Genomic DNA, 12,204 nt, shown 5'->3' with positions numbered 1-12,204 from the left:
CTAAGTTTAATAGTTGAAATGTATGAAAGATCAACATCAATGATGTGTTGTAACACTAGTGAAATTAAATACCCTCTCCTGCATCATATATGGATTGCTCTTCTTCTCGCATTGTACGCATTAAACTAATAACTCCAAGCGTTCCAACGATAATGCTGCCATTCAAAATAATCGCATAAAGATCTTTTTCTAAAAACAACTGCACTAAAAAATAAGAAATGGCTAATGAAAAAATTGGCGATACAACCCAAATACGAATAATCTTTTTCACAATATGCTTATGGAGAATTTGTTTTCCGTTCTTCGCCATGCCCATTCCGATAATAGAGGAAGACGTTACTTGCGTTAGGGGCACTGGAAGTCCAAAAATGGAGCTTATACCGACAAGGAGTGCACCCGTACTTGAAATTAAAATACCCTCTGCCTTTTGAAATCGCATAATTTTTTTTCCGTTTGTTTCAAGAACTCGTTTTCCAAGTAGGATGGCTCCTATAGCTACAAATGCACCCCCTAGCATAATGCCGATAGTAACATCCATCATGCCAGCACCTACTAGCGGTCCAACTGCATTCGCAACATTATTCATACCTGCCGAAAATGCTTCAAAAAATCCTGCTAATACGAGTAGGACGGTTAAAATTGGATGATCTTTTAGTAGCCCCCTATGCTGTACTTTATATAACAGCTTGCCACATATAAGGGCTATAACAAAAGCTATAAGTGGGACAATAACCCAAAAGGACATGATGACAAGTAAAGATTGAACGAATAGCACTTTATAAGCCATGCCCACACCAACGACTGCACCGACGGTCACCTCACTCGTAGATAAGGGGATGCCTAGAAGGTTGGCAAAAAATAAACTGCTCGTTGCAGAAATTAAAATAATGATGACAATTTTCACCGTAATATATTCCTGAGGCATAATGCCTGAGCTAATCGTTTTGACTACTTCTCCTCCACCTAAAACCGCCCCACTATAAACGCCTATGGCACATAACAATAATGCTTGCCAAGCCTTTTTAATAGCACCGGCCCCATATGCAACTCCCATTGAAGCCGCTGCTCCACTTGCACCTATATTCATTGCAAAAAATAAACTAATAGCTATGGCGAAATATTCTAGCATGGCATTACTCCTTTATTCATGTAACCCACATTCCGTTTTGCCAGAGCCTTGCCATCTACCAGAACGTAAATCATCCATCGTAAACGCCGGCTTCGTACAATGCTCACAGCCAATACTTGGATAGCCTTGATCGTGCAAGGGATTGTATGGCAAATTATGTTTTGAGACATATCGCCAAACATCCTTCCATGTCCAATGGATAAGTGGGCAAACTTTAATCGACTTAAATTTATCATCACGATTAAGAAAATTTGTCTGTTGACGTGATGGCGATTGTTCACGACGTAAGCCAGATATCCAAGCCTTTGTACCTGAAAGGGCTTCATGTAAAGGCTTAATCTTGCGTATAGCACAGCATTGATTTGGATCTGACTTCCATAGTTCATCACCATATTGGGCCGCTTGTTGTTCAAGTGTAAGTGCAGGCTTTTTCATTACAATGTTTAATAGTGGATATTTTTCCTTTACTCGCTGGATCGTTTCATAGGTCTCTTTAAAATGGACATCTGTATCTAAAAAGACAATGGTTGCATCTGGCTTTACCTTTGAAATGAGATCAATTAAAACTATGCCCTCTATCCCAAAGCTACAGGCATAGACAATTTCATTCCCATACTCTTGATAGCTCCACTGTAAAACCTCTAATGCTCCCTTATACGTTTCATCAACCTGAAAATTAATGTTTGGTTCTTGCCAATTTGCATGTGTTAACATTGAATCCCCCTCATAGCGAAAAAAGGCGTTCTAACAAAAGACACCTAAAAACATGTCTTTGCTAAAACGCCTCTAGTTTGACTAGCCAGCTCATTATTCAACGATTTTTCACTAGTAATTGCTACCTCGTTCTATAATCGTTTTTTCTTATTACCAAATATATACTAAAGTACACCAAGCAGTCAACTAGGTTTTTGAAATATCTTATGCAATAAACCCATTTTTGACACTCTTAGTTGCATAAAATAAATGATAGCTAGGTAAATCACCTTTATTTTCAATATTCTATAATTCCTTGTTGACTAATAGGAAATATATGTTTAATGTATTATCTACAAATACTAAAATGCTGATCAGAGGATCTGAAGGCCATCTACCAATGACGAATTATCGTTATGGGGGATGGCTTTTTGCATTCTTTAGCCAGAAAGGGAGCGAAATGGAATGAAGAAAAGGAAGAATGTCTTTCAATCTTTGGCACTGCTTGCTGTATTAACTTTATCTGTAACAGGATGTAGTAGTGCTAACTCAAATGAAGATACAGGTGGCCAAGAATCAGTAGAGCTATTAAATGTATCCTATGATCCAACACGCGAGCTTTACGATGAGTTCAATCAAGATTTTATAAAAAAATGGAAGGATGAAACAGGGCAGGATGTCACGATTAAACAATCTCATGGAGGCTCAGGAAAACAAGGTAGAGCAGTGATTGATGGCCTCGAGGCAGACGTTGTCACGCTTGCTCTCGCCTATGATATTGATGAAATTGCCCAAACTCGTGAACTGCTAAATAAAGATTGGCAAACAGAATTTGACCATAACTCTACTCCCTATACATCCACTATTGTCTTTTTAGTACGCAAGGGTAACCCGAAAAATATACAAGATTGGGATGATCTCATCAAAAAAGACGTATCCGTCATTACCCCTAACCCTAAAACATCTGGTGGTGCACGGTGGAACTACCTAGCTGCTTGGGGATATGCTGGAAAGTTATATAACAACGATGAAACAAAGATAAAAGAATTTATGAAATCACTATACAGCAATGTTGAAGTACTAGATTCTGGTGCCCGAGGTGCTACCACAACTTTTGTGGAACGAAAAATTGGGGATGTTTTAATTGCATGGGAAAATGAAGCTTACTTATCACTTCATGAATTAGGGAAGGATGAATTCGAGATTATTACTCCATCATTAAGTATTTTAGCGGAGCCACCAGTGGCGGTTGTTGACAAAATCGTCGATAAAAAAGGAACACGTGAAGTGGCAGAGGCATACTTACAGCATTTATATAGCGATACAGGTCAAGAAATTGCTGCCAAAAACTATTACCGACCTCGCAATGAAGCCGTTCTAGCTAAATATAAAGACCAATTCCCTCAGCTTGAGCTTGTTTCTATCGATGATTTTGGTGGCTGGACAAAAGCACAAGCAACTCACTTTAAAGACGGTGGTACCTTTGATGAAATCTACTTGCCACAATAAGGAGTGTTCTGATGAGTAGTGTAACCCTGACGAAAAAATCACGTCGTATTATTCCAGGCTTTTACCTATCTCTTGGATATACGATGTTATATGTTAGTTTACTAGTGTTATTACCACTTTCTATGATCTTTTTCCATACGATGTCCTTAAGCTGGACTGCGTTTTTCGATATTATCACTGATCCTCGTGCTGTTGCTTCCTATAAAGTGAGCTTCAGCACAGCCCTCATTGCAGGTCTATTAAATGTACTTTTCGGTACAATTATCGCTTGGGTTCTGGTTCGCTACCAGTTTCCTTTTAAAAGAATAATTGATGGGTTAGTAGATTTACCCTTTGCTTTACCTACTGCTGTAGCGGGGATTGCTTTAACATCACTCTATGCCCCCAATGGTTGGATTGGCCAATTTTTTGATTTTAAAATTGCCTTTACGCCCCTTGGTATTATAATTGCCTTAACTTTTATTGGTCTCCCTTTCGTTGTCCGGACAGTACAGCCAGTATTGCAAAATATTAGTGCTGAAATCGAGGAGGCTTCAGCTAGCCTTGGAGCCAATCGTTTACAAACCTTTCGTAAAGTGATTTTACCAGAGTTGCTACCAGCCATTTTAACAGGCTTTTCATTAGCCTTTGCCCGTGCTCTTGGAGAGTATGGCTCGGTTGTTTTCATCGCTGGAAATATGCCGATGAAAACCGAAATTACCCCTTTAATTATTATGACTAAACTTGAGCAATACGATTATGCTGGTGCCACTGCAATTGCAGTAGTAATGCTTGTTACTTCATTTATTTTATTATTAACCATTAACGTCATACAATGGCTAGCCAATCGTCGGTTTGTACATTAGGAGGAACTATATGGAACAATCAACATTTATTCAACAGGCTAGTACTGAAAAAAATAAGGTGTCTAAGTCTGCCGCCTTACAGGAGCCTCGTGTTATTCGCTATACGCTTACATTTATTGCATTAGCCTTTTTAGCTTTTTTTATCGTCCTACCATTAGCTTCAATTTTTATTACAGCCTTTCAAAAAGGTGTGGATGTTTACTTGGCAGCTATCACACATCCAGATGCATTAGCTGCTATTAAACTCACTTTAACAGTTGTAGCGATTGCTGTACCTCTAAATGCAATCTTTGGCGTAATGGCTGCATGGACCCTTACAAAATTTAATTTTAAGGGGAAAAATCTTTTACTAACCATTGTTGATTTACCTTTTGCGGTCTCCCCTGTTATCGCAGGTTTGGTATTTATTTTACTATTTGGATCGCAGGGATTATTTGGTGATTGGTTATTCACCAATGATATTAAAATTGTCTTTGCCCTACCTGGCATTGTCCTTGCGACTATATTTGTCACACTGCCCTTTGTTGCTCGTGAGCTAATACCTCTAATGCAAGCACAGGGTACGTCTGAGGAAGAGGCGTCGATTTCGCTTGGTGCAAGTGGCTTTAAGACATTTTGGTATGTCACCTTACCCAATATTAAATGGGGTTTATTTTATGGTCTAATCTTGTGTAATGCACGAGCAATAGGAGAATTTGGTGCAGTTTCAGTTGTATCTGGCCATATACGAGGCATGACGAATACAATGCCCCTTCATATTGAAATTCTTTATAATGAATATCAATTTTCAGCCGCCTTTGCTGTTGCATCCTTAATGAGTGTTATAGCTATCTTTACATTAATTTTAAAAGACATCATTGCATGGAAGTCCAAATCTAGTTAATAGGAGATGATCAGCATGAGTATTCAAATTCAAAATGTCTCGAAAATATACGGATCTTTTCAAGCACTAGAGGATATTTCTATTCATATTCAGTCAGGGGAGCTTGTTGCATTGCTTGGCCCCTCTGGATCAGGAAAAACCTCTCTATTACGTGTCATTGCAGGGCTGGAGACCGCCGATACGGGTGATATTTTTTTTGATGGACATTCCATGACGGATCGGCATCCAAAGGAACGTAATGTAGGCTTTGTGTTTCAGCATTATGCCCTATTTCGTCATATGACAGTCTTTGAAAATGTCGCCTATGGCCTAAAGGTTCGCCCTCGGAAAACTAGACCTACTAAGCAAGAAATACGAGACAAAGTGATGGAATTGCTACAATTAGTTAAACTCGAAAATTTCTCTGACCGCTATCCTACACAGCTTTCAGGTGGTCAAAGACAGCGTGTGGCACTTGCAAGAGCACTTGCAGTAGAGCCGAAAGTTCTTCTGCTAGATGAGCCATTTGGGGCACTTGATGCAAAAGTGCGCAAGGAGTTGCGTCGCTGGCTACGAAAGTTACATGATGAATTTCATATTACAAGTATTTTTGTTACGCATGATCAAGAGGAAGCATTGGATGTGGCAGATCGTATTGTTGTCATGAACAATGGCAAAATCGAGCAAATTGGGAGTCCAGATGAAGTGTATACACATCCCAAAAGTCCATTTGTCTATGATTTTTTAGGGAACGTTAATATTTTTAAAGGACGCTTACATAACGGTAAGCTGATGCATGGAGAAGTTGCACTGGATGTGCCTGATGTACAATCACATACAAAAGATAATGTGATTGGTTATGTTCGCCCCCATGATATACAAATAGAAAAGGTAAGTATTCCAGGTACGGTCCCCGTCAAAATCAATCATATCCATCTGTTGGGGCCTATTGTCCAAATTGAGCTACGCCGAGAAGATTTAGATGAATTTTTAGAGGCAGAATTATCAAAAGAACAGTTCCTTCACCTTCAGCTTGAAGTAGGCGATCATGTATTTGTTAGGCCAAAGCAATTAAAGGTTTTTATCCCCGAAGATTACTCCATTTAAAAAACCATGTAGCAAAGCAATTTGCTACATGGTTTTTTATTTATTATATGTGAAATTCTTTACCATCGTATACAGCCGTCACATATCCAGCACGAATGACAAAATCACCAAAATGTTCACCGTCTAAACGTTCCTTCGCATAATGTACAAGAATTGGTCGTAGCTCCGCCAGTATCTCTTCCTCACCTATATTTTCACGATAGATTTTATTCAATCGATTACCAGTAAAACTTGCCCCAAGATATAAATTGTATTTTCCAGGACCTTTACCGATAAAGCCTATTTCAGCCATCGCTGCACGGGAGCAACCATTTGGACAGCCTGACATCCGAATAACAATCTCTGTATCATTTAATCCTGTTTCATCAATGATTGTTTCTATTTTTGTAATAAGAGATGGCAAATAACGTTCCGCCTCCGCCATGGCTAAACCACAGGTTGGTAAGGAGACGCAGGCAATGGAATTACGGCGTAATGCGGAATAATGCGCACCATCCGTCAGCTTATATTGCTCTATAATAGCATCAATCTTTTTCTTTTTCTGTGGTGTTACATTACTAATCATTAAATTTTGGTTAGGAGTTAAACGGAAATCGCCTGTATGCACCTTAGCTATTTCACGTAACCCTGTTAACAGCTCATAATCTTGAAAATCTTTAATGCGGCCGTTTTGAATAAATAGCGTATAATGCCAATTACCCTCTGCCCCTTTAATCCAACCGAACTCATCTCCTGTACGTTCAAATGTATAAGGACGCGCTTCTTGAATACTCCAACCCAAACGTCGCGTTAATTCTTCGTTAAACCATTCTAGTCCTCTTGCATCAATCGTATATTTGAAACGTGCATTTTTACGAACTGAGCGATTCCCATAATCCCGCTGAATTGTTATAATCTTTTCTGCTGTTTCCAGTAGTTTATCCGGAGTAATAAAGCCAATTTCACGCGCAAGCTGTGGATAGGTAGCATGATCACCATGCGTCATCCCCATTCCTCCTCCAACAGCTACATTAAAGCCAATCAGCTTTTGATCTTCTACTATCGCGATTAGTCCGATATCTTGTGAAAACACATCGACGTCATTACTTGGCGGAATCGCAATGCCAATTTTAAATTTACGCGGCAAATATTGTTCTCCATAAATCGGTTCAATTTCTTCATCCTGACTGTCTACTACCTTTTCTCCATCTAACCATAATTCATGGTATGCACGTGTACGAGGTAGTAAATGCTCACTTAGTTTAGCAGACCAATTATAAACTTCTCCATGTAATGCTGATTGATTTGGGTTTACATTACACATAACATTACGGTTTACATCCCCACAGGCGGCAAGAGAGTCCAATAACACGTCATTAATTTCTTGCATATATTTTTTGACATTCCATTTTAAAATACCGTGCACTTGAAACGCTTGACGTGTAGTTAGTTTTAAGGAGCCATTGCCATACTTTCTAGCCATTTCATCCATTACAAGCCATTGTGCTGGCGTAGCCGCTCCTCCAGGAGTTCGTACGCGTACCATGAATTGATAGGCAGGCTCTAGTTTTTGTCGTTGTCTTTCATTGCGAAGGTCTCGGTCATCCTGTAGGTAACTACCATGGAATTTCATTAAACGATTGTCATCCTCAGGAATACCAGAACTTAATGGGTCATTCATAGTCCGTTCGAGTGTCCCACGAAGATAATTACTTTCCGTCTTAATACGCTCTACATCACTTGGTTTCCCTGACTGTGGAGGCAAAACAATTTTCTCTGTCATTCTTTATCGCTCCTTTAATCCATTACACCTCTCCAGAGGCTTTGCTTGCTAGCAAATAGTCATCTTCCTACGAGGAAGAGTTTTTTCTTAATATACATCCCGCTGGTATCGTTTTTGTTGCTTTAGTTCTTGCACAAAGGCTTTTGCTTGCTCAGACGTTTTCTGCCCCTGCTGCTCTATAATACGGTGAATGGTTGCATCCACATCAGCTGCCATTGATTTCTCATCACCACATACATAAATGACAGCACCTTGCTCAAGCCATTCATAAAAATTAGCTGCATTCTCTTCCAATTTGTGTTGAACATAGACTTTTTTATCGGTATCACGTGAAAAGGCTATGTGCATTTGGCTTAATGTGCCAGAAGCTAGCCACCGTTGCCAATCTGTTTGATAGAGGAAGTCAGTAACAAAATGCTGATCGCCAAAAATGAGCCAAGCTTTCCCCTCTACCCCTAACTCTTCTCTTTCCTCTAGGAAAGCTCGATAAGGTGCTATACCTGTGCCCGCGCCAATCATAATTATGGGTGTTTCCTTCTGCTCAGGTAATCTGAAATTTGGATTTTTATGAACATAGATGGGTAATGTAGCGCCAATTTGAAGTTCTGCCACACTACCTGAACATACTCCCAGACGTTGTCGACCGTTCGTCTCATAGCTTACCTTGCTAATCGTTAAATGCACCTCATCATGATTCGCCAATTGGCTACTTGCAATGGAGTACAGTCGTGATGGAATTTTTCGCAAAATGTCCACGAATTGTTGCGCACTCCAAGTGAAAGGAGCAAAATCCTCTACTACATCAAGTAAATCCCTTCCCTTGGCATACTCCTTCCATGCATTAGGTTCTTCTAATAACGATGAAAACTCATGATGTTCTGTGTAAGCTTTAATTTTTTCAAGAACTGGCTTAGATAACACTGTAATTTCCAATTTTTTTTGTAAGGCATTCTTTAAGGATACTGTTTCATCCAACACAGTCACCTCAGTAGCTGGATCAAATTGTAGTACTCCCAGTAATGCATCGACTAATGGCTCACTGTTTTCCGGTTGAATCCCAATACTGTCTCCTGGCTCAAATTGAAAATTAGCACCTTCAATGGATAACTCTAGATGACGTGTCTCTTTCTTGGAGCCGCGACCATTTAGATTAATATTTTCTAACACTTCAGCGTAGAATGGATTTTTTCTTGAATATGTAGTAGCTCCTTGTATTTCATCGCTTTGTGTTGAAGTAACCGATATTGTAGTAGCTTGTTTGAGAAATTCTTGTTGAACAGCTGAGAACCATTGAGCAGCAGCGTCATCATAATCCACATCACAATCAGTACGAGGAACAATTCTTGTTGCACCTAGTTTGGCAAATTGCTCATCCAAGTCTTTACCTGTTTTACAGAAAAATTCATAGGAGCTATCCCCTAATGCAAGTACCGAATATTGAAGATGCTCCAGTTTTGGTGCTCGTTTACTATGCAAAAATTCATAGAACTGGATCGCCTGATCAGGTGGATCACCCTCACCATGTGTACTCACAATAAGTAATAGATTGGAGATTTTCTTTAAGTTACTTGCTTTAAATTTCCCTAATGATGAGACAGTAACATCTACGTTTTGAGCCTTTAATAGAGAGGCATATTTTTCAGCTAGCCCTTGACTATTACCTGTTTGGGAACCATATAAAATCGTTATGGTTTTCGTAATAGGGTCTGCTACTGGGAGCGTCTCAACTACGGCCTCCTGAGTAGCTTGTGGTGCACTTAAATAACCGTTTAACCAAATTTTTTGCTCCAATGTTAATTGAGGTAAAAGTTCGTTTAATAATTTTACCTGCTCTTCCTTAAATGGACTGTTTATAACTTGCAGTTTCAATCTTTGCCACCTCGCGAATCGTCATCATTTCATCCTCTAAAAAGAATTATCGAAGTCTTATTTTTTCTTTCTTTTCGATTTGAACCACATAAGAGTTTTGAACAATCAATGTAATCGAACCATGGTTCACAGTATTTAGCATTTGGCGGACATTATCTAATGCTAGATTTACATTTTCAAGCCTTTTATCTGCCATTATGAAACACCTTCCTCTTTGAAATGTAGTAATTCATCAATACGTTCCACTAACACTTTTTTTACATTGACGTCATAACCTAAGCTTTCACATAACATCATGTTGTTGTTGGATAGTCCTTGTAATCGCTTTGTAATGCTTTGCCGTAAAATACCTGTAAATAAGAGATACGGCACAATAAAAACTTGATGCTGCCTCTCTTTTTCTTGCTGGAGCCAGTCATCAAAACTCGGACCCATCCCATATAAGAAGCAAGTATCTACTGTTTGATAGTTGTATTTCATTCGCAATCTTGTTGCAATTTCAGCTAAATCTCTCTTTACGGTTGGATCACTACTGCCACGTCCTATTAGTAAAACACTTGCTTCGCAGTTAGGCTGCTGCTTTTCTACAATCCTAGCCTGCAACGTGTCAATGATTCGTTCATGAATGCCTAATGGTTCACCATAGGAAAATTGGATATGCGGATAGAGCTTTTGAGCTTCGGCAATTTCTCTTGGAATATCTTGCTTCGCATGCTGTGCAGCTAGCAATAGAATGGGCATAACAGCAATCATAGTTGCCCCTTGTCTAACACAGTTGGCAATCCCCTCTGCAATGGTGGGTGTTGCAAGCTCCAAAAAGCATATTTCCTGAATAGATACATGAACCTCTTGTTGAACGCCTTTTAGAAAAGCTATAGCTTGATCTGTTCCTGCCTTAACACGACTACCATGAGCAATATATAAAATAGCCTGCATAACGTCACTTCCTTACCCCGTAACTTGGATTGGTTGTGGACTGTTATGCTCGAACCATTGTATCGTTTCTCTTAATGCCACAACCTCTCCAACTAAAATGATACTCGGGTTCTGAATATTTTCTGTTTGAACGATTTCTTCAATTGTTGCTAAAGTGCCAGTAACCGTTTTTTGCTTAGCAGCAAAAGTTCCCCAATGAATAACGGCTACAGGTGTTTCTTCCTCACGTCCATATTTAAGAAGTTGCTGTCGGATGTACGGCAGATTACCTACTCCCATATAAATAGCAATCGTATCGATTCCTTTCGCAAGACTTTCCCAACGTATTGCATCATCTTTTCCTTCCTGCATATGTCCCGTAACCATGGCAAAACTTGAGCTTAGATTCCGATGTGTCACAGGAATTCCTGCATAAGCTGGGGCTGCTATACCTGAAGTAATCCCCGGTACAATTTCAAATGGAATATGATGTTTGGCTAGCACTTCAGCCTCCTCTGCCCCTCTTCCGAAGACAAATGGGTCACCTCCCTTTAATCTTGTAACGATTAACCCTCGCTGTGCATAACTGACAAGCGTTTGGTTAATATGCTCCTGAATCATGGCATGTTGTTGTGGCAGTTTTCCGCAAAATATTAATTGAGCGTCTTGTCGAGCATAGTTTAATAGCTCTTTATTTATGAGTCTGTCATATAAAATGACATCTGCACATTCAATACAACGTAAACCTTTGACCGTAATAAGATCCACATCCCCAGGACCAGCACCAACGATATATACTTTCCCCATTCCATTTCACTCCTTCTATCCGTTGCGCCTTCGCGTCATGGTGTCCAGTTTTTAGTTGACGGAGTCGCAACCGTCACGCCCTTTGACATCCGTAAGCGATTGTGTCTCCAATGGTGGCGTTTGAACAAATTTTTGATTCTCCCTATAGAGGAAAAAGATTGCTGTCATCAAGGTAAAGAAAAAAGGCTAATATTATCCCTAGGCACAAAAATGCCTATGAACAATAAAAGCCTCTAGTTTGCTAGTCAGCTACTTATTTAATTCTTAGTAATATAATAAGAATAATAAATAATTTAGTATATTCTGTCAACACAAAATTTGATACTTCCTCAACACAACAAAAAACCAGTTGCCGTTTTAGGCAACTGGATTATTTATTTTATGTTCTTACCAGCGTCTACGATACCGTGGTCCTGGTCGGAAAAATGGACCAGGCGGATATGGCCGATAGTTTGGATAATATGGATTGTAAGGATATTGATTAAATTGAGACCCTAGGAAACTTCCTAAAAAGCCACCGAAAAACGGTGCACCGAATGGCCAAATACCTCCTCCAAATCCTCCTCCTGGGTAACCTCCGAAATTACGCATATGCTACCTCCCTTTTTATTCTATCGTATGAAGGAAGATGCATCTATCATATGTACATTGCCTAATCTATCGGGATAAGTGCTGAAAATGCAAAAAAATCAGCGGAAAGACAATC

The 12,204-nt window shown here is 39.5% G+C and carries 12 protein-coding genes; 4 read left to right on the top strand and 8 right to left on the bottom strand.

Going from position 1 to position 12,204, the window contains the following annotated elements:
• Window positions 1–64: 64 nt before the first annotated feature.
• Both PI85_RS14425 and PI85_RS14420 read right to left on the bottom strand, forming a co-directional pair.
• Window positions 65–1,129: an inorganic phosphate transporter gene (locus tag PI85_RS14425; RefSeq protein ID WP_036119896.1), complete on the bottom strand. Its 1,065-nt coding sequence runs from the start codon at window positions 1,127–1,129 to the stop codon at window positions 65–67.
• A 12-nt stretch (window positions 1,130–1,141) separates the two neighbouring features.
• Entirely contained in the window at window positions 1,142–1,843 is a 702-nt protein-coding gene (locus PI85_RS14420; protein WP_036119898.1) for a phosphoadenylyl-sulfate reductase, read from the bottom strand.
• A 444-nt stretch (window positions 1,844–2,287) separates the two neighbouring features.
• On the opposite strand from PI85_RS14420, the gene PI85_RS14415 reads away from it, so the two are divergent.
• Genes PI85_RS14415 through PI85_RS14400 form a run of 4 tightly spaced genes read left to right on the top strand, consistent with a single transcriptional unit; the run spans window position 2,288 to window position 6,145 of the window.
• A complete protein-coding gene (locus PI85_RS14415) occupies window positions 2,288–3,331 on the top strand; it encodes a sulfate ABC transporter substrate-binding protein (RefSeq protein WP_036119900.1) in 1,044 nt (347 codons plus the stop codon).
• An 11-nt stretch (window positions 3,332–3,342) separates the two neighbouring features.
• Entirely contained in the window at window positions 3,343–4,176 is an 834-nt protein-coding gene (cysT, locus tag PI85_RS14410) for a sulfate ABC transporter permease subunit CysT (RefSeq protein WP_036119904.1), read from the top strand.
• 10 nt (window positions 4,177–4,186) lie between these two features.
• Window positions 4,187–5,059: a sulfate ABC transporter permease subunit CysW gene (gene cysW / locus PI85_RS14405; RefSeq protein ID WP_036119907.1), complete on the top strand. Its 873-nt coding sequence runs from the start codon at window positions 4,187–4,189 to the stop codon at window positions 5,057–5,059.
• A gap of 15 nt (window positions 5,060–5,074) precedes the next feature.
• Entirely contained in the window at window positions 5,075–6,145 is a 1,071-nt protein-coding gene (locus PI85_RS14400) for a sulfate/molybdate ABC transporter ATP-binding protein (protein WP_036119910.1), read from the top strand.
• Between the two features lie 43 nt (window positions 6,146–6,188).
• Here PI85_RS14400 and cysI read toward each other — a convergent pair whose 3' ends face one another.
• The 6 genes from cysI to PI85_RS14375 form a co-directional block, all read right to left on the bottom strand.
• On the bottom strand, window positions 6,189–7,907 hold the full coding sequence (gene cysI, locus PI85_RS14395; protein ID WP_036119913.1) for an assimilatory sulfite reductase (NADPH) hemoprotein subunit: 1,719 nt from the start codon (window positions 7,905–7,907) through the stop codon (window positions 6,189–6,191).
• A gap of 87 nt (window positions 7,908–7,994) precedes the next feature.
• The gene (locus tag PI85_RS14390; RefSeq protein WP_036119915.1) at window positions 7,995–9,776 is read right to left on the bottom strand and encodes an assimilatory sulfite reductase (NADPH) flavoprotein subunit; all 1,782 of its coding nucleotides are present in this window, start codon (window positions 9,774–9,776) and stop codon (window positions 7,995–7,997) included.
• A 46-nt stretch (window positions 9,777–9,822) separates the two neighbouring features.
• Window positions 9,823–9,972, bottom strand: coding sequence for a YezD family protein (locus PI85_RS23955; protein WP_008178096.1), 150 nt, complete (start codon window positions 9,970–9,972; stop codon window positions 9,823–9,825).
• On the bottom strand, window positions 9,972–10,712 hold the full coding sequence (locus PI85_RS14385; protein WP_036119918.1) for a sirohydrochlorin chelatase: 741 nt from the start codon (window positions 10,710–10,712) through the stop codon (window positions 9,972–9,974). The genes PI85_RS23955 and PI85_RS14385 overlap by 1 nt, the downstream gene beginning before the upstream one ends.
• Window positions 10,713–10,724: 12 nt before the next feature.
• Entirely contained in the window at window positions 10,725–11,498 is a 774-nt protein-coding gene (gene cobA, locus PI85_RS14380) for a uroporphyrinogen-III C-methyltransferase (protein ID WP_036119921.1), read from the bottom strand.
• Window positions 11,499–11,885: 387 nt separating this feature from the next.
• On the bottom strand, window positions 11,886–12,089 hold the full coding sequence (locus PI85_RS14375; protein WP_036119924.1) for a hypothetical protein: 204 nt from the start codon (window positions 12,087–12,089) through the stop codon (window positions 11,886–11,888).
• Window positions 12,090–12,204: the final 115 nt, after the last annotated feature.

Origin of the sequence: Lysinibacillus sp. A1 (genome assembly GCF_000801965.1) — a bacterium.
GTDB lineage: Bacteria > Bacillota > Bacilli > Bacillales_A > Planococcaceae > Lysinibacillus > Lysinibacillus fusiformis.
The sequence above is the reverse complement of the archived record's forward strand: the minus strand, read 5'-3'. Positions and strand labels throughout refer to the sequence as shown.

What these genes read in the sequence shown, in the direction of transcription:
- PI85_RS14415 (WP_036119900.1), top strand. Translation starts at nt 2,288, where the DNA reads ATGAAGAAAAGGAAGAATGTCTTTCAATCTTTGGCACTGCTTGCTGTA.
- PI85_RS14425 (WP_036119896.1), bottom strand. Translation starts at nt 1,129, where the DNA reads ATGCTAGAATATTTCGCCATAGCTATTAGTTTATTTTTTGCAATGAAT.
- PI85_RS14400 (WP_036119910.1), top strand. Translation starts at nt 5,075, where the DNA reads ATGAGTATTCAAATTCAAAATGTCTCGAAAATATACGGATCTTTTCAA.
- PI85_RS14420 (WP_036119898.1), bottom strand. Translation starts at nt 1,843, where the DNA reads ATGTTAACACATGCAAATTGGCAAGAACCAAACATTAATTTTCAGGTT.
- cobA (WP_036119921.1), bottom strand. Translation starts at nt 11,498, where the DNA reads ATGGGGAAAGTATATATCGTTGGTGCTGGTCCTGGGGATGTGGATCTT.
- PI85_RS23955 (WP_008178096.1), bottom strand. Translation starts at nt 9,972, where the DNA reads ATGGCAGATAAAAGGCTTGAAAATGTAAATCTAGCATTAGATAATGTC.
- PI85_RS14375 (WP_036119924.1), bottom strand. Translation starts at nt 12,089, where the DNA reads ATGCGTAATTTCGGAGGTTACCCAGGAGGAGGATTTGGAGGAGGTATT.
- cysT (WP_036119904.1), top strand. Translation starts at nt 3,343, where the DNA reads ATGAGTAGTGTAACCCTGACGAAAAAATCACGTCGTATTATTCCAGGC.
- cysW (WP_036119907.1), top strand. Translation starts at nt 4,187, where the DNA reads ATGGAACAATCAACATTTATTCAACAGGCTAGTACTGAAAAAAATAAG.
- cysI (WP_036119913.1), bottom strand. Translation starts at nt 7,907, where the DNA reads ATGACAGAGAAAATTGTTTTGCCTCCACAGTCAGGGAAACCAAGTGAT.
- PI85_RS14385 (WP_036119918.1), bottom strand. Translation starts at nt 10,712, where the DNA reads ATGCAGGCTATTTTATATATTGCTCATGGTAGTCGTGTTAAGGCAGGA.